Here is a 17701-nt window from a genome sequence, read left to right on the forward strand (position 1 = left end):
CTGATCACCTGTGTCTCATGACGACGAGCGTGATGTCGTCATATATCTTCTGCTTGCCGATATGCGCCATCAGGTCGTCGATGATACCCGATTTGACGTCCTCGGCGCTCTGTCCGTAAAACTTTCCGGCGCTCTCGCACAGTCGCTCGATGCCAAACAGTTCGCCCTTGGCGTTCGCGGCCTCGGTTACGCCGTCCGTATGCAGGACGATCATGTCGCCGCGGCCGAACGAGATCTCGCGGGTGGCAACAAAGCGCGAAATGTCCGATTCCAGGCCAATCGGCAGGCCGAGGTCGAGCGTGTCGATCCGCTCGATTTGCGCACCCTTGCGCACCACGATCAGTTCCTCGTGCTGCCCCGACAGTGTCAGGCGGCCAGCGTCGTAGTCGAGGAAGGCCAACGACAGATGCTTGTCGGTGTTGGTGCGCACGATGTTCTTGTAGATGGCGCGGTTGAGGCGGTTGAGGAACTGCTCCGGGCCCATGTCACCGGCTTCCTGCAGGGCCCTTGCGACCGACTGCACCATCAGCATCAGCACGCCGCTTTCAAGGCCATGACCGGTCACGTCGCCAATGCCGATCTTTAGCCGCTCGCCGTCGCGCAGGACATCGTAGTAGTCGCCGCCCACCTCGTCGGCCGGCCGCATATAGGCGGCGATTTCGAGATCGGCGATTTCCGCGAGCTCGCCGGCCTTCGGCAGCACCATCATCTGGATCTGCTTTGCGACGGCGAGTTCGGCGCCAAGGCGCAGGTTCTCGCTGCGCAGTTGGGTATTCAGCGTCGAAATCTGATGGTTGGCGTCCTCGAGCTGCTTGGTGCGTTCGGTCACCAGGCTTTCGAGGTTCTCGGTGTGGTAGCTGATCTCCTCAGCCATTCGGTTGAACGCGATAGCGGCTTCACCGACTTCGTCGCGCGTCGTGATGGGCACACGGACGGAGTAGTCCTTTGCTTCGATGCTGGTTGCCGCTCCGGCAAGCGCGCTGATGCCGCGGGTAACCCGCTTGGAGATGCCGAACACGGCGAGCGTGACGAACAACAGCGAAGCGAGCAGGGCCAGGATCTGATAGATGAGGATGCGGTTCGTCGCTTCAGAGATACTCGCCTGTGCCGCAAACAGCGAGGCATAGATTTCCCGTTCCGGCACGACGATGCCGATCGACATGGTCTCGCGGCGCACCGGGCCGGACACCCAGAGGTTCTCTGGCTCGAGCTGCTTCAGGAGAATGAGATACGGGACCTTCTCACCGGCTTCATCGAGCAGCACCCGCTGAATGGCGCCATCGCTCCCAAGCGGCAGCTCTGCGATCGCGGGCTGCGCGCTGCGGCGCAGTGAGCGCTCCAACCCGGTGACGCCTTGTCCACCCGTGTCGCTGGACCGCCGCAGGCCGATCACCTTTTCGCCGACCGGATTGATGGCAAGCACGTTGCCGTCGGACATCACCAGAAATCCGAAGCCGCTGTCGCCGACCTTGACGCTTTCGACAACCTCGGCCAGTTGGTCGAGCGTGATATCGGTTCCGGTCGCTCCGGCGACACCTTTGCGGTCGGGCGTCCAGAGCGGCTGGAAGAAACTGACGATCAGTTTGCCCGAGGCGGCATCGGTGTAAGGTGCTGTTTGCGTGGTATCGGCTGCAACGGGCCTGAGGCTCGGTTGCTTCGCCCATTCCTCCCAGGACTCGTAAAGACCAGGGAAGAAGAAGTTCCAGAAGTTGGCTTCGTTGTGGCCGGGGTAGAGACGGTCGAACGTCTGCGCCTGATCCGCATAGGGCGCCATCCGCAAGATCGGCCGTTCTTTTGGTCCGACGTAGTACATCTGCAGCTTGGAGCGGCCGTGCGCAAGCAGGGCGGGCGCAACCAGATCGAGAACGGCGCTGTTCTCGATATCGGCCTGCACCTCGGGCAGTGGCCGGTGGTCGGGGCCAAGGAGATAACTCCAGACGCTCACGCTCGAGAGCGGTCCCGGAAGGTTCTGTGCCCACCCACCTTTGGCATCGTAAGTGACGGTAACGGACTCCGGTGCGTGCCGCGCAAGTGCCTCGCCGACATCGGAGCGGCGCACGGGGCGGTCGATCTGCGCCTGGATTACGCCCGCGAGCGTGGCGACGTCGGCATGAACCTGGCCGAGCAGAAGATTAACCCGCGCGGCCGTCGATTCCGCGTAGGTGAGCATGTAATCTTCGTTAGCGTTTTGCAGGCCCTGTCCGACCTCCGTCGTCGCGTCGCGCGACAGTCTTTGAACGTTCCAGAGCGCCAGGCCGCCTGTTAGCAGGAGGTCGAAGAGCACGGCGCTGCCGACCACCAGCACGAACTTGGCGCGAAAGGATCTCAAACCAAACCAGGGACGTTGGATATTGCTTGCGCTCATAGTGGTTTGCGCCCGGACGCTGCCCAGATCGGCCAGCCCGCATAGCCCTTCGGATGCAGGGCAGCAAAGATGTGATCCCGGAAGCCCTGGCGGAACCGCTCGATGAATTCGGGTGCTTCGCCGTGTCTCACCGCCATGTCCGCAAACATCTTCTCCCAGCCGGCGATCATATCGGCGAAATCCTGTGGGTCACCATCCAGATTGGTGACCATGAAGGATTCGACCAGGATGTCGTCGAAGCCCGTGTCGGCAAGATAGCGCCGGCTCTTCGGCCCGAACTCCACATCTATCTCGAAATTGCTCAAAAGCCGAGCGAGCTCATTATAGGTCCATTGGATGCTTTGCGCCCGCGGCTCGCCGAGGCAGTGCGAGTTCTTCTCGTTGGTGATGTAGACGCGGCCGCCCGGCTTCACGATCCGATAGAGTTCCTTGAGAAGAAGCTCCGGCTGATTGAAGACCTGCAGCGAGTGGCGGCAGCTCACGAAGTCGAACTGGTTGTCCTCGAGCAGCATCTCCGACGCGTCGCCGTAGGTGTATTCGATACCCGTCACGCCGAACTCGGCGGCCACCTTACGGGCATAGGCGAGGCTCGGCTTGGAGTGGTCGAGGGCGACGATCCGCGACGGCTGGAACTCCTTCTGCGCGAGCACGGCGAAATCGCCAATTCCGCAGCAGATGTCGGCCACGGCGATGCCGGGCCGCATGCCGTGGCGCGGCAGGATGGTGCGCTCGTGACGCCAGGTCAATTTCGTCTGCGCGCGCAGGATTGGAATGAAGCTCGTATCCTCGAAGTAGTCCTGGCCGGGATAGAACATCGAATCATAGACCTCGACGGAGATCTGCGGCTCGATCGTGCTCAGGTGCCGGAACATGCGCGTCGTCCAGCTGACGACGCTTGACGTGACGACGATCAGGCGCAGGTCCGACCGCTCCCGGCAGGCGTCGAGGGCGACCCGGATGAAGGCCTGGAAGGCCGTGTTGTTCATCTGGATGAGGCGCTTCACATCGATATAGAGAACACCGCGCACCGCATCGATCGCATCCCTCAGCGCATGGATACTGTCGGCGATTTCATCGATCGAACGCGGCCGGATCGTTCCGGCAAGCGAGAAGATCTGGCTGTTCGGATCGAAGTCGACCTTGAAACGCTGAGGAAGGCTCGCCGCCATCAACTCACCATTCCTTCAAGAGGAAGATCCACGATCAGGGTGATGGCCGGAGCCGCATCCTCGTCAAGCCGGAGGCGGGCGTCATAGTTGACCGCCAGGTCCAGAAGCACCGATTCCCGGCTGGGGGCAAGGTCGTTGGAAATGGCGTCGAGATAGCGGGCCTGGGCATCGCTCTCGCGGGTTTTCGAGACCGCCTCGCGATAGAATCGCGCCTGACCCGGCGGGCATGGAAAGCTGAGCTGAACTCGCTCCGTGGCGCCCTGGCGATAGATCGACAGGCCGATCTTGCCGTCGGTGGTGCCGCCGCGAAACGAAACCTCCAGAAGCTCGTTGAGGGCGGAGGAAAAGACGTTGGAATGCCGTACCGGATCGGTTCTGTTGTGGCTGATCATCCGGGCGAGGTAGCTCGAGACATGATCGCAATGGTGCCAGTCCGAAAGGAAATCTTCCATCTCCATATCGAACTGAAGCAGCGGCTCGAAAGCCGTTTCCGTGCTCTTATTGACACTAGCACCCATGCAGCAATGTCCTCCGCACCTCGAACTCTGCCACGGCCATACGCCACTTTCTATAATGATTTCTAACCACGCAACCCCGGGATCTTGCATGAAGACAACCCAGGTTTTGCCTCGCGCCATATCGGGCGCAACGCACAGATGCGGAGGTCTACAGCGTCGCCATTGCCGATGAGCGGCGAAGATAGGCGCCGATCGCGTCCGCCGGCATGGGCATACCCAGGAAATAACCCTGCAGACGGTCGCAACCCTCTTTTCGAAGCCAGACGGCCTGCCCGATCGCCTCGACGCCCTCGGCGGTCACGCGCATGCCGAGACCATGGGCAAGGCCGATGATCGACCGGACGATCGTCTGGCTCTTTTCGTCGCTCTCCAGATCCTTGATGAAGTAGCGGTCGATCTTGATCGTATCGAAGGGGAAGTTCTTGAGGTAGCTGAGCGACGAATAGAAGGTGCCGAAATCGTCGAGCGAGATCTGGATGCCGAGCACGTTGAGTGTGTTCAGCGTGTCGAGATTGTTGGTCGTGCGTTCAAGCAGCACTGATTCGGTGACTTCCAGCTCCAGCCGGTCGGCCCTCAGGCCAGCCATGTCGAGCGCCTGCGCAATCCGGTCGGTCAGTCCTTCCCTCAGAAACTCCGCCGGCGACAGATTGACGGCGACGGTGAAGTGCGACGGCCAGGTCGCTGCCTGACGGCAGGCCTCTTCCAGGACCCATTGGCCGATATCGTTCATCAGGCCATCGGCCTCGGCCATCGGAATGAAGACGTTGGGGGGGATGACACCCACCAGCGGATGGTGCCAGCGCACCAGTGCCTCAAAGCCGACGATCGAAAATGGCGGTTCGACCAGCGGCTGGTATTCGATGGTGAACTGGTTGTCCTGCAGCGCGGTGCGCAGGCTGCGGCGCAGCATTTCGCGCTGTTCCAGCACGATCAGCATCGAGCGGCTGAAGGTCTTCGCCCGGCCTCTGCCGTCCTTCTTGGCGGCATAAAGTGCGATGTCTGCCGCCTTCATCAATTGCTCGATCTCGTTGCCGTCATTCGGTGCGATCGCGATCCCGATACTGGCGCCGACGAAAACGGTGATGCCGTCGATCGTAAAGGGTTCCTTGAAGGCTTCCACCAAGGCTTCGGCGAGGTACTCGGCATCCGACGGCTGATCGCTGTGGCGCTGGATCACGGCGAATTCGTCGCCGGCCAGGCGGTAAGCCACCTCGCCATCGCGCAGCGCACCGCGGATCCGCTCGGCCGCCATTTTGAGAACGGCGTCGCCGGCGCCGTGACCGAGCGTGTCGTTGACCGGCTTGAAGTCGTCGAGGTCGATCTGCATCAGCGCCAGCTTCTTCTCGCTGGGCGTTGGCAGAGTGTTTTGCAGGTCGTCGCTGAACTGCCGGCGGTTGGGCAGGCCCGTCAGCACGTCGTGGGTCGCCTGGTGCAAAAGCAGGGCGCGTTCGCTTTCGCCATGGCTGCCGATTTCGCGGCGTGTCGAACGACCACCGGTTTCCAGGACGCCAATGCCGCGCAGGGCGCGGAAGACGAGAAGCGTGCGCCGCGACTTGGTCGAGGCATCGACAATCTCGACGCTGCGCGGAACGCCGTTGGCAATCACCGACTCGACGGTCGTCTTGGAGGCGGGAGCCAGCAGTTCCGGGTAAAGGTGCCACAAGGTAGCGTCGACGAGGGTCCCGACCTCATAGGTCTCCTGAAGCGCGGGCGACGCGCCCGTCAGGTGAAATGCCTCATCATAGAACGAAAGGATTTCGTCGGCATTGGCCGCGATCGGATCTTGCACTGAAGCTGAAGCAGACAAGGTTGCATCAGTGTCCGGCATACGCGCCTTTCCCTTTCCGTTTCATACTCGCCCGGGAACCCGATCGTCCGCTCCAACGGCATCCCGGCTTGACCCGTCCTTCTCCAAAGCTACCGCGCGACGCGTCCGGGTCAATGCCGTTGCCGAGCGCTGCAAATTGCCTGTGGAAACCTCTCTCATGAGAATGGCGGGCAGATTTGATACCGGTTGCCCCACACGGTTGTATATGAGCTCGTTGTTTTATCATTTACCATCATTGCATGCAATTTGGCGCCTTTTCGTGGCGGGTGTGGCGTGGCACTTCGGCAACGGGGTGCCATTGCTGAACATGTTTCCCACAGGTCAGGCGACCTGATCGACCTCTGTTACAGGCAGCGTGGCGGCCGTTCGGGCCGCCCATCGGACGGATCTGTCCCGCGCAAGGTTTGATTAACCATAAAAGAAGTTTTCGGGGGATCGCGTGACAGCTTCGCCTCCAGAGGCGGCCCGAGGTATGGTCTGGGTTGCGGTGCGATACGGCAAACCGGCCGCCGGTTGCGGGCGGCCGATTCGCGATCCTGTTCATCGCGTCGCGAGCACCACGTCGGTCTTCTGGAAGGTGCGCACGTCGATCAGGCCCTTGTCGGAGATCCGAAGCTCCGGGATGACGACGAGCGCCAGCAGCGAATGCTGCATATAGGCGTTGTTGAGCCGGCAACCGCAGGCGCGCATCGCCTCGACGATCGCCGCCGCCTTCTCGGCGACCACTTCCGCGCGCTGATCCGACATCAGGCCAGCCACGGGAAGCTCGACGAGCGCCAGTTCGCGGCCTTCCTTGAAAACGACGATGCCGCCGCCGACCTCCTGCAGCCGGTTGGCGGCCTTCGCCATGTCAGCCTTGCTGGTGCCAACGACGATCATGTGGTGGCTGTCATGGGCAACGGTGCTGGCGATGGCGCAATCGCTGTCGTAGCCGAAACCGGAAACGAAGGCATTGACGACGTCGCCGGTGCCACGGTGGCGTTCGACGAGCGCGATCTGGCAGATGTCGTTGGCGCGATCCATCTGCACGAGCCCGTTCTCGATCGCCACCTCGGCCTCGAGCGCGCGTGTCGGCGCCTGGTTCTCGACGACGCCGATGACGTTGACGCGTGCCCGCGTCGCCCGGGCATTCGACGGGATGTCGAAGTCTCCGCCTGCAAGGACCCGGCCGAGATGGACCGTGTTACGGGCGCTTTCCGGGTAGACGTAAGCCGGGATATCGCGCACCAGCGCACCGCTTTCGGCCATCAGTTCGCCACGGGCAAAGACCATCTCGATCGGCAAGGCCGCGAGATCGGATGTGATGATCAGATCGGCGCGGCGGCCGGGCGCGATGGAGCCGAGCTCGCGCTCGAGACCGAAATGCTGGGCGGTGTTGAGTGTGGCCATCTGGATCGCAGTGACGGGCTTCAGCCCTTGCGCAATGGCGTGGCGCACCACGCGGTTCATATGGCCGTCGTGAACCAGCGTGCCGGAATGGCTGTCGTCGGTGCAAAGCAGGAAGTTGCGCGGATCGAGGCCGGATTCGGTGATCGCCTTGACCTGTGCCGCCACGTCGAACCAGGCCGAGCCGAGCCGCAACATGGCGCGCATACCCTGGCGGACGCGGGCGATCGCGTCTTCTGCCGTCGTGCCTTCGTGGTCGTCAGCCGGGCCACCGGCGGCATAAGCGTGGAATTCGCGGCCGAGATGCGGCGAGGCGTAGTGTCCGCCGACCGTCAGTCTCGCGTCCTGGGTCGCGGCAATCTCGGCCATCATTTTCGGGTCGTTGCCGGCAACGCCCGGAAAATTCATCATCTCGCCAAGGCCGATGACGTTCGGCCAGCTGAGCGCCTCGGCGACGTCGCCAGCCGAAAGCTCGGCGCCGGCCGTTTCAAGCCCCGGCGCGCTTGGCACGCAGCTCGGCACCTGGACGAGCACGTTGATCGGCAGGCTTTGGGCTTCCTCGTTCATCAGCCGCACGCCATCAAGGCCGAGCACATTGGCGATTTCGTGCGGGTCGATGAACATGGTGGTCGTGCCGTGCGGGATGACGGCGCGGGTAAATTCGGTGACGGTGACGAGACCGCTTTCGACATGCATGTGCGCGTCGCAGAGGCCGGGCACGAGATAACGGCCGTCGGCATCGACGACCTTGGTGTCGGCGCTGATCGTGTGGCTCGCGTCCGGGCCGACATAGGCGAAGCGACCGGCTTTGACGGCAATGTCGGTGCCCGGGATGATCTCGCCGGAATAGACGTTGACCCATTTGCCGTTGCGGATCACGAGATCGGCGGGCTTGCGGCCCATGGCGACGTCGACCAGTTCAGGTGCGGTTCTCGACCAGGATTGAAGCATGGTTGTTTCCTTCGAATGGGCGGTGTCGGCGCCCTTGCCTTGAGGGCGCCGAAGGATTTCTGGCGGTTACTGGGTCTGCTACTGGGTCTGCGCGACGAGCGCTGCGGCAAGCAGTGCGACGAACCACATGACCGGTCTTACATCGCGGGCGCGGCCGCAGACCAGCTTGATCAGCACATAGGCGATGATCGAAAGCGACAGGCCAAGCGTGATCGAGAAGGTGAGCGGGATCAACACGATCGCGAGGAAGGCCGGGATCGCTTCGTCGAGCGCGCTCCAGCGGATGTTGCTGATCGGCTCGGACATGAAGAGGCCGGTGAGGATCAGCACCGGTGCGGTGGCAACCGCCGGCACCAGCGACAGCAGCGGCGACAGGAACAGGAAGGGCAGGAACAGCACGCCGGCGACGAGCGCGACGAGGCCGGTGCGGCCGCCCTGCTGGATGCCGGCGCCGGATTCGAGATAGACCGTCGCCGGGCTGGTGCCGAGCGGAGCGGAGATCAGGGCTGCGACCGCATCGACGTGCATGGACTGACGGATGTTGCGCGGCATGCCGGTCTCGTCCTTGAGGTCGGCCGCTTCCGCAAGGCCGAGGAAGGTCGAGAGCGCCTCGATGAAATTGGTGAACAGGAAAACGAAGATGAAGGGCAGGTAGATCAGGTTCAGCGCGCCCAGGAGATCGATCTGGCCGACGAAGCTGAAATCCGGTGCGGCGGTAAAGCCGCTCCAGTTGACGAGCGTGTGCACGTCGGGCGTCTCAGGCGAGAAGGCGCTGCCGTCGCCCCACCAGCGGCCGATCGGGATCGCAAGGATCGTCGTCAGGATCATGCCGGCCATCATCGCGCCGGGCACGCGCCGCACCACGAGAGCGACCGTCACGATGAAGCCGGCGATGAAGGTGAGGGTGACAGGGTTGAACTGCGTCAGGCCGACGATCGTGTCAGGATTGGCGACGATGAACTTGGCGTTTTCGAGCCCGATCAGCGCGATGAAGAGGCCGATGCCGCAGGCAATGCCGTAGCGCAGGTCAACCGGGATCGCCTCGATGATCGATTGGCGCAGGTTGAAGAAGGCCATGACGGTGAAGAGCACGCCGGCCCAGAAGACGCAGCCGAGCGCGACTTCGAGCGGCACCTTGGCACCGACCACCATCGTATAGGCAAAGAGCGCGTTGATGCCCATGCCGGGCGCCACCAGGATGGGGCTGCGCGCATAAAGCCCCATGGCGCAACTGCCGATGAAGCTGACGAGCACCGTTGCCGTCACACCCGCCGAAAACGGAATGCCGGCATGTGAGAGGATTGAGGGATTGACGACGATGACGTAGGAGGCGGCGAGAAAGGTCGTGAGACCCGCGAGGATCTCCGTGCGAACGGTCGAGCCGTAACGCGAAATCTGGAAGTAGCGGTCGAGAAGGGCGTGGAGCCAGGATCCCCCTGGGCCAGGCGCCGCCTCCACGGTCTTGTTCTGAATGTTCATTTTGTTCCCCTTTTTTGAAACGATCGAGGGGGCCGGCATGACCGGCCCCCTCTTTGGGCATTACTCTGCAGCTTCGGCGCGCTCGTTTCCGCCTGCGGGCGAAAACGGCGAGATCACCTTCAAGCCCACGCAATCGACGACGCCGAGGTCGGTGATTGCGTATTCCGGGATGGCCGTGATCTGCAGCACGAACATGTACATGAAGGGCCAGGGCAGCGGGCATCCGAGCGCGCGGGCCGCATCGTCGAGCTGATCCTCGAGTGCGGCCATTTCGGCGGGCTCGATGTCAGAGACGATGCCGCCGATCGGCAGATGCAGGAAGGCTTCGACCTTGCCGTTCCGGACCACGACCTGGCCGCCATTGTTGGCAATCAGGTGGTTGATCGCGATCCGCATGTCCTCAAGATCAGCGCCGATGCAGATGATGTTGTTGTCATCGGGCGCCGTGGAGCTGGCGATTGCGCCTTCCTTGAGGCCGAAACCGGAGGCGAAGGCGACCGGGCGGTTGCGGGTCTTGCCGTAGCGCTCGACGACGGTGACGTACTGCACATCCCTGGCAGGATCGGCGAGCACCTGGCCTTGCCTGACGCTAAGCGTCACGTCGCGGCGGGTGCGCACGAAGATCTTTTCCGGCGTCACGGCAATCGCCATCGCTTGCGCCGTCTCGCCGGCGCCGTCATAGGCGACCTTCAGGTCGCCTGGTTGCAGCGGCGCCACCTTGACCGAATTGAGGAGGGCCACACTGCGTTCCGGTGGTGTCAGCTCGATCGCCATCTTGCCATTGCGGGCAACCACTTCGCCCTTGGCGACCACGGTCTCGATGTTGAAATTCCTGAGGTCGTCGACGAGCAGGATGTCGGCGGCGCGGCCTGGCGAGATCGAACCTACCTTGTCGTCGATGCGCAGCGCATCGGCGCCGTTGATCGTTGCCATCTGGATCGCCGCCATCGGCGAAATGCCCATGGCGATCGCCATGCGCACCATGTTGTCGAGATGGCCGCGCTTGAGGATGTCGCTCGCCACCACGTCGTCGGTGCAGAAGCTGATGCGGCGCAGGGCCTTGACGCCCATCTCCGTGACAATGCGCAGGTTGTCGGAAAGGAAGTGCGAGATCGAGGATTCGCGCACCACGACATGCATGCCGGCGCGCAGCTTTTCGAGCATTTCTTCCGGCGTGTAGCTTTCATGATCGGCGCGCACGCCCGACTGCTGGTAGCCGTTGAGGCGCGCCCCACGGGTCATCGGGCAGCAGCCGAGCACCGGCAGCCGGCTCTTTTCGGCGAGTTCCAGCGCCGCCAGAACGTCGGCGTCCTCTTCCTGGATGAATTCGCGTACCGTCTCCCAGATGCCGACGCATTCCGGCCAATGGTGGGTTGCCTGGTGGTCGGCCGGGCTGAAATAGTGGCCGACGGTCGAGCGCGGCATGGTGTAGGGCGTCTTGCAGGGCGCGCCCCAGAAGACTTTCAGCGGCGTCTGCTTTGCCTCGTCAAGGAATTCGCGCGCGGCGTCGGGACCACCGACGACGATGATCTGGTCGAGGCCAGTGACGATCGAGGTGGTACCGAGCGGAACGACAGCCTTGGCGAAGCTCGTCAGCGACATCTTCGAGCATTCGACATGCAGGTGACCGTCGATCATGCCGGGTGCGAGGTACTTGCCGGTGGCATCGACGATCTTGGTCTGAGGGCCGATGTAGTCGGCGATATCGCCGACGGCGATGATGCGCTCGCCATAGATGGCGACATCGGCCTGGTAGATCTCTTCCGACACGACATTGACCAGGCGGCCGCCGCGGATCGCCATCGTTGCCTTGCCGCCGGTGCCGGACGCTGCGCGAATGAAGTTTCTGATATCGCTCACTGGAACCTCTTCTCCCTTAGCTCCAGTGAATATTCCCAATTCCCGCCCGTTTACACAATGGGCCGAAACAGGCTAATCTATGAACATATCGTGCAAGATTTTGGACGAAATATGGACCTCTCCCTTATCGACTGCTTCGTGAAAGTCGCCGATTCCCGTTCAATTTCAGCGGCGTCGCGTCGGCATCGGCTGCCGAAATCGACGCTCAGCCACAAGATCCGGCAATTGGAGGACGAGTTCGGCATCGAGCTCTTCGTGCGTGAAGGACACCAGCTGCACGTGACCGATGCCGGCGCCGAGTTCCTGCGCTACGCGCGGCTCATCCAGTCGAACTGTGACGATGCGGCAACCGCAATGGCGGAGATGCGGCAGGAGGTGGCGGGCACGCTGCGGGTGGGCTCAACCGGCGAGTTCGGCACGACGATCACGTCCGAATTGCTCTACGCCTTTCGCCAGCAGTATCCGCAGGTTAACCTCGACGTCGTCTTTCTCACCTCGCGCCAACCCTTTTCCGACGTCACCGAACAGGCGCTCGACGGCATCTTCCACTGGGGAGAGCCGTCCGATGTCGATTATATCAGCCGGCGTCTTTCAGTCTCCTCCTACGGCCTTTTCGCGAGCCCGCAATACATCGCCCGACACGGTCAGCCGCAAAAGCCCGATGACCTCACAGGCCATCGCGGTCTCGCCTTCCGCCAGCCGACGCGGCTGCAATCCTGGTATCTGACGCAAGCCGGCGAAGACGAAGTGGACCTCTTGCCGCCTGCGACCTGCACCACCAACGACTACTGGACGATCAAGTACTTCGCCGTTGCCGGCGAGGGCATCGCCTACCTGCCGGATTTCTTCGTCGAGACCGAGCGGCAGGCGGGTCTTTTGGAGCCGGTTCTTGCCGGCTGGCGCTCGCCGCAGACGGCGATCAATCTGATTTATTCGCGCCGCCGGCACGTCTCGAAACGGTTCAAGGCCTTCGTCGACTTCTGCATCGACTTCTATCGCGACCGGGACCGGGTGAAGATCCCGCGCTACTATGTCGAGCGGGTCAGTCTCTGACCGCGGTTGCCGTCTAGCGAAGCAGGTGAGGCAGCACGCTGGCGCCATCGACATTGCCGCCGCAAAGAAGAACGACGTTGGTCTGGCCGGCACAGTTCGCGGCCACCTTTCGGAAGCCGGCAAGCGCCAGTGCGGCAGCCCCTTCGACGAGTATATGCTCCTCAATGAGCAGGTCTCGCATCGACGCTTCGATTTCCGCTTCCGTGCAGGTTACGACCTCGTCGATGACGGCCATCGCCAGTCCGAGCGTCAGGCTGTCCTCATCGAGGCCGCCGGCGACCGCTTCGGCCAGCGTGTCGAGATGATGTGTTTCGACCACCCGGCCAGCGTTCATGGAGGCGGCGAGCGCTGCGGAGTTGGCGGCGGAGACGCCGACGACACGGGTGTGTGGGCTGAAACTCTTCAGCACCGAGCCGATACCGCTGATCAGCCCGCCGCCGCCCATCGCGACGAAGACGGTGTCGATACGTTCGGACTGTTTCAGCAGTTCAAGCGCAATCGTGCCCTGTCCGGCGATGATGTCAGGGTCATTGTAGGGCGACACATAGACGAGCTTTTCTGTTGAAGCGAGGCGCTGCGCATGCTGTTCGGCAAGCCCTGTTTCCGCGCCGTGCAGAATGACGTTGACGCCATAGCTGCGGATGCAGTCGAGCTTGGCCGCCTTGACGATCTCTGGCAGCACGACCGTCAGCTTTTGGCCGATCGCGCTTGCCGCATGGGCAGCGCCGATGCCGTGATTGCCGGAGGAGGCGGTGATGACCCGCTGATCGCGTGGCAGTGACGTCATCTTGCTCGCTGCACCCCGGATCTTGAAGGAGCCGGTCAGTTGCAGGTTCTCGGCCTTGAACAGAACGGTCGACGATGTCTGCCGCCCGATGGCGCGCGAAGGGATGAGCGGCGTTTCATAGATGAACGGGCGGATACGCTGATGCGCCCGGACGGACTGCGCGGCCGTTTGGAGGACGTCGTGGTTCATGGTTGTGTTCCTTCCTCAAAGCAGGCCGAGCGCCTCAAGCGCGGTCCGGGCGATGGCGATGTCCTGCGTGGCGATCCCCGTGAGGTCGGCGATCGTGATGTCGCGGTTGGAGCGTCGGCCCTCGGTCGCGCCGGAAAGAACGGCGCCGAGCGCGACGCAACGTTCTTCATCGATAAGTCTGGCTTGGGCTGCGGCAGAAAACTCGCCGTGGTCGAGACATTGCCCTGCAAGGTCGACGACCAGCCGGTCTGCACGCGCAACGAGGGCGACTTCGAGCTCCTGTTTACCGGGCGCATCCGCGCCCATGGCGGTGATGTGGGTGCCGGGCGCAATCCACTCCGAGCGGATCAGCGGCTCCTTCGACGGCGTCGTCGTTACGATTGCGTCGGAATGGCGACACAGCCCTGCAAGATCGGTGGTTGCCTCGATCGAAAGACCGAGGTCCGCGACATCGGCAAGCACGGCGGCAGTCTTTTCCGGCGAGCGTCCCCAGACCATGAACTCCAACGGCCGATCAGAAAGCGCCGAAAGCGCCCGGATCTGAATGCGCGCCTGGGTGCCCGTGCCGACGATCCCGATGCTTCGAGCGTCGCTGCGCCACAAGGCCATGGTTGCGATGGCACAGCCGATGCCGGTGCGCAGATCGGTCAGCAACCCTTTGTCGTCGAGCACGGCTGTAACGTCTCCGGTTTCGGCGGAGATCGCGACCATCATGCCGTTGCTGGATGGCAAGCCCTTGGCTGGGTTGTCGTAGAAGCCGGAAGCGATCTTCACGACGAAGATCGGATCGCCTTCGATATAGCCATATTTGACGTGGCAATCGGCATTGCGACCAGCAAGCGCGAGGTAGCCAACGGGTGGCAGATTGGCGCGACCGTCAGTCATGGCAATGTAGGCGTCCCGGATTGCGGGTGCGGCAAGCGTGAGCAGGGGGAGGGGTGCGAGCTTTTCACGGTCGATGACGATCATGGCGCGCTCCCCTGGCTCAGATATTTGTAGACGGTCGCCCGGCCCATGCCGAGGATGCGGGAAATGTAGGCGGCGGCGTTCTTGCCGCCGAAGGCGCCGTTTGCGGAAAGAGCGATCACCAGTGCCTGCTTGTCGGTCCGGCTCAGGGTCGAGATCGTCAATCCGCGGGCCGTCGTCCATTGCTGCACATATTCGTTGACCCGTTCGTGCCAATCTTCCTTGAACAGGCTTTCCGGCTTGTCGCCGCTTGAGGGCACGCGGACGAGCGCGTTGAGGGTCCTCAGTGCTGCGTGAAAGTCGGAGACATCGGCGTTGATACAGAGCACGCCGATTGCCTTGCCGGTCGTGTCGCGCAGCACGGCGCTGATCGCTTTGATCGAACGGCCGTCCCAATTGACCTTTTCGTAGGGACCGATGACCCCGTCGGCTTCCTTGAAGCCGATTTCGTTGAGCAGCGAAGGTTCGCCGATCTCCCGCTTCGAGAAGTTGCCGGCGATATGGACGACGGTTTCGGTTGCGAGATCGTGCAGAACCACTTCGGCATAGGGCTGGAACAACAAGGCGATCGCGTCGCAGACAAGCACATGCGGGCGGAGTTCGGGGTTCACGGCTTTCCTCTCGATGATGGTTAGCCTTAGATCATTTCAAGACGCACATGTCTATAATAGATTTATTGTCTACGAAACTCCGATACGGCAAAAGCGGCGCGCGATAGTCTCGCACGCCGCTGCCGAAGCTGTCGTCAGCTGAAAAAAACCCGGCTGCGACCGAACTGAAGTTGCCGGCGCCCTCAGGAAGCCAGGGGCGCCGGGTTTGTTTCAGCTCTTTTGCGGGCCGCCGTGCCAGGCGCAGAGCAGTCGGTCCAGCGACAGCTTGCCGGGGCCCGAAGCCATGATGCCGAGCGCCATCGCCGCCCAGGTGATGTGGATCGGCCAGCCGTCCGGCACGGTCAATTGCACGACGATCGTCATCACCAGGAGACCGAGCGCGGCAAAGCGTGTTGCGAGGCCGAGGACCAGGAGGATCGGCAGAAGGATCTCCGCCGAACCGGCGGCAAAGGCCATGATCTCCGGCGCCGGGTAGGGGTAAGGGCCGCCCGGCAGATGCAGCTTGAACTCCGAGCTGAAGAGCAGGACCGCCACGTCGTTCAACTGCAGGAAGCCGTCCCATTTGCTCATGCCCGACCGGAAGAACGGCACGGCCAGCCCGAAGCGCAGGACGAGCTGGGCGAGCCATAAAGGCGAAAGCACGCCGACAGCCCGGTTCGCGCGGCGGACCCAATGGGAGAGGTCGGCGGAGCCGATGGTATTGTGGGAGCTGGATGCGGACATCATGGTTTCATTCTCCGTGATGAAGGGAAGAGAAGGCGCCGGCGTCGAGCGCCATCGCGATGATGGCGGCGAGGTCGAGCATCGGGTCACGTCTTGCGGCCTGCGTTGCTGCTGGGGCGAGAGGCACGCCCGCCAGGAGCAGAGACAGCAGGATTTCGGCACCCGGCGTGAGGTGGCGGACGGCCACGTCCAGTTCAGGCCGGGTGATCAGCGCACTTTCCGGCGCCGACGTTTCGATGGGCCCGACCGGGTCGCTTGCCCGGTTGGCGGCAAAGATCGTCACGGCCGGAAAGGCGGAACGAACAATGCGCGCGGCCGGATGCCTTTCGAAAACGGCACCGCCGAGCCGATCCGGCGGAAAGGCGGCGAGGGCCTCGGGTGTCAGGGGCACTGCATCCAAGGCGTGGTAGGCGTCGAGCCAGGCGCGTTCGATCCGCGCCACATCGGCAAGCCAGGGCATGGATCGAGCGTATTCGTAGCGCGCGATGAAGGCGGGAAAGTCCTGGCCGTATTCGAAGAGCAGCGGCGAGGTAGGCGGCGTTTCACGCACGTGAAAGCGCGCCATCGCGCGAAAGAAGGGTTCGCCGGTGATGCGCATCGTTGCCGGAAACGTCGCCGCCAGCGCCTCGATCAGGCTGACGGTGACGTTGTTGCGGTAGACGTTGAAGCGCTTCACGGTCGCCTTGCCGTTGGGGCCGCAGACGAGCGAAGGCGTCGAGCGTTCCGGATCGAGAAGCGGCGGCACGAAACCGGCGGCGTAGCTACCGACGGCGTCGTTCGTCGTGGCCGGCATCCTGTCAGGCGCTTGCACGGATCGTCTCCCGTGTCGTTGTTCGCGCATGGCGGTCGAGGATCACTTGCGCGGCCATGGCCTCGCGCTTCAATACCGGCCAGTCCGGGATAGCGCTGTCCCATTCGATCAGCGTCGGGATCGGGCCTGTGCGGCCAATGACCAGCTCGTAGAGTTTCCAGACCGCGTCGGCGACCGGTCCGTCATGGCTGTCGATTAGGAGCAGTTCGCCCTCGTCGTCCTCCTGCTCCGCATGCCCGGCAAGGTGGATTTCGCCGACATGCTCCACCGGAAAATCACTGAGGTAGGCGAGCGCGGAGTAACCCTGGTTGGTGGCCGAGACGAAGACGTTGTTGATGTCGAGCAGCAGTCCGCAGCCGGTGCGCTTCACCAGTTCACGCATGAACGCCGTTTCGCTCATCGTCGATTGGGTGAAAGTGACGTAGGTCGAGGGGTTTTCGATGAGCAGCCGGCGGCCGATCGTCTCCTGGACCTCATCGATATGCTCGGCGACGCGCACGACTGTTGCCTCGGTATAGGGCAGCGGCAGGAGGTCGTTGTAATAGGTGGTTTCGTGCGTCGACCAGGCAAGATGCTCGGAGACGAGCGCCGGCTCGTAGCGGTCAACGAGAGCCTTGAACCGGGCAAGATGTGTCTTGTCGAGTGCCTGCGGTCCGCCGATCGACATGCACACGCCATGCAGTGAGACCGGGAAGTCCTCACGGATCCGGGCAAGGGCTGCATGCGGCGGGCCACCGGCGCCCATATAGTTTTCCGCATGCACCTCGAAGAAGCCGCCGGACGCGTCGTCGCCAAGGATCGCCTGCAGATGCTGGTGCTTGAAGCTGGTGCCGGCCAGCCCGGCGATTTCATGTTCCGGCAGGCGCGGGCTCACCACTGCAAGCCGGTCGTCGTATCTTGTTGAAGTGCTCATCGCCAATCCCGTTTCCGTTCGTGCGGTGTTCGGTGGCGAACAGCCCTTGGTCCGCCACCGTTCGTGCGACGTCTTTGCGGAACGGGGAGCGT

Annotated in this window: 14 protein-coding genes; 1 reads left to right on the forward strand and 13 read right to left on the reverse strand. The window is 62.8% G+C overall.

From position 1 onward, the window contains the following. Positions 1-4: 4 nt before the first annotated feature. From MKZ91_RS10965 to MKZ91_RS10995, 7 genes are all read right to left on the reverse strand, one after another. A complete protein-coding gene (locus tag MKZ91_RS10965; RefSeq protein ID WP_336170898.1) occupies positions 5-2365 on the reverse strand; it encodes a SpoIIE family protein phosphatase in 2361 nt (786 codons plus the stop codon). Further along, positions 2362-3534 (reverse strand): class I SAM-dependent methyltransferase, encoded by a 1173-nt coding sequence (locus tag MKZ91_RS10970; protein ID WP_336170900.1) that lies wholly within the window; start codon positions 3532-3534, stop codon positions 2362-2364. The genes MKZ91_RS10965 and MKZ91_RS10970 overlap by 4 nt, the downstream gene beginning before the upstream one ends. After that, a complete protein-coding gene (locus MKZ91_RS10975; protein WP_336170902.1) occupies positions 3534-4052 on the reverse strand; it encodes a ubiquinone biosynthesis methyltransferase UbiE in 519 nt (172 codons plus the stop codon). The genes MKZ91_RS10970 and MKZ91_RS10975 overlap by 1 nt, the downstream gene beginning before the upstream one ends. Positions 4053-4200: 148 nt before the next feature. After that, a complete protein-coding gene (locus tag MKZ91_RS10980; protein WP_336170903.1) occupies positions 4201-5880 on the reverse strand; it encodes a putative bifunctional diguanylate cyclase/phosphodiesterase in 1680 nt (559 codons plus the stop codon). Positions 5881-6420: 540 nt separating this feature from the next. After that, a complete protein-coding gene (ade, locus tag MKZ91_RS10985; RefSeq protein WP_336170904.1) occupies positions 6421-8217 on the reverse strand; it encodes an adenine deaminase in 1797 nt (598 codons plus the stop codon). 78 nt (positions 8218-8295) lie between these two features. Further along, the gene (locus MKZ91_RS10990) at positions 8296-9696 is read right to left on the reverse strand and encodes an NCS2 family permease (protein WP_336170905.1); all 1401 of its coding nucleotides are present in this window, start codon (positions 9694-9696) and stop codon (positions 8296-8298) included. 60 nt (positions 9697-9756) lie between these two features. Further along, positions 9757-11556 carry an adenine deaminase gene (locus tag MKZ91_RS10995; protein WP_336170907.1) on the reverse strand — a complete coding sequence of 600 codons (1800 nt, stop codon included), beginning with the start codon at positions 11554-11556 and terminating at the stop codon, positions 9757-9759. 111 nt (positions 11557-11667) lie between these two features. Between MKZ91_RS10995 and MKZ91_RS11000 the strand changes: the two genes are divergently transcribed. Beyond that, on the forward strand, positions 11668-12609 hold the full coding sequence (locus MKZ91_RS11000; RefSeq protein ID WP_336170909.1) for a LysR family transcriptional regulator: 942 nt from the start codon (positions 11668-11670) through the stop codon (positions 12607-12609). 13 nt (positions 12610-12622) lie between these two features. On the opposite strand, the gene MKZ91_RS11005 is transcribed toward MKZ91_RS11000, so the two are convergent. From MKZ91_RS11005 to bufB, 6 genes are all read right to left on the reverse strand, one after another. Continuing rightward, positions 12623-13585 (reverse strand): pyridoxal-phosphate dependent enzyme, encoded by a 963-nt coding sequence (locus MKZ91_RS11005; protein WP_336170910.1) that lies wholly within the window; start codon positions 13583-13585, stop codon positions 12623-12625. 15 nt (positions 13586-13600) lie between these two features. Further along, positions 13601-14554: an ornithine cyclodeaminase family protein gene (locus MKZ91_RS11010; protein ID WP_336170911.1), complete on the reverse strand. Its 954-nt coding sequence runs from the start codon at positions 14552-14554 to the stop codon at positions 13601-13603. Further along, the gene (locus MKZ91_RS11015) at positions 14551-15162 is read right to left on the reverse strand and encodes a helix-turn-helix transcriptional regulator (RefSeq protein WP_336170912.1); all 612 of its coding nucleotides are present in this window, start codon (positions 15160-15162) and stop codon (positions 14551-14553) included. Before MKZ91_RS11015 ends, MKZ91_RS11010 begins: the two co-directional genes overlap by 4 nt. A 210-nt stretch (positions 15163-15372) precedes the next feature. Beyond that, positions 15373-15885: a DoxX family protein gene (locus MKZ91_RS11020; protein WP_442892252.1), complete on the reverse strand. Its 513-nt coding sequence runs from the start codon at positions 15883-15885 to the stop codon at positions 15373-15375. Positions 15886-15892: 7 nt separating this feature from the next. Next, positions 15893-16678, reverse strand: a complete 786-nt coding sequence (locus MKZ91_RS11025) for a DNA-binding domain-containing protein (protein ID WP_336170995.1) — start codon at positions 16676-16678, stop codon at positions 15893-15895. 4 nt (positions 16679-16682) lie between these two features. Beyond that, positions 16683-17609 carry an MNIO family bufferin maturase gene (gene bufB, locus MKZ91_RS11030; RefSeq protein ID WP_336170914.1) on the reverse strand — a complete coding sequence of 309 codons (927 nt, stop codon included), beginning with the start codon at positions 17607-17609 and terminating at the stop codon, positions 16683-16685. Positions 17610-17701: the final 92 nt, after the last annotated feature.

It is taken from the genome of Ensifer sp. MJa1 (assembly GCF_037026475.1).
GTDB lineage: Bacteria > Pseudomonadota > Alphaproteobacteria > Rhizobiales > Rhizobiaceae > Ensifer.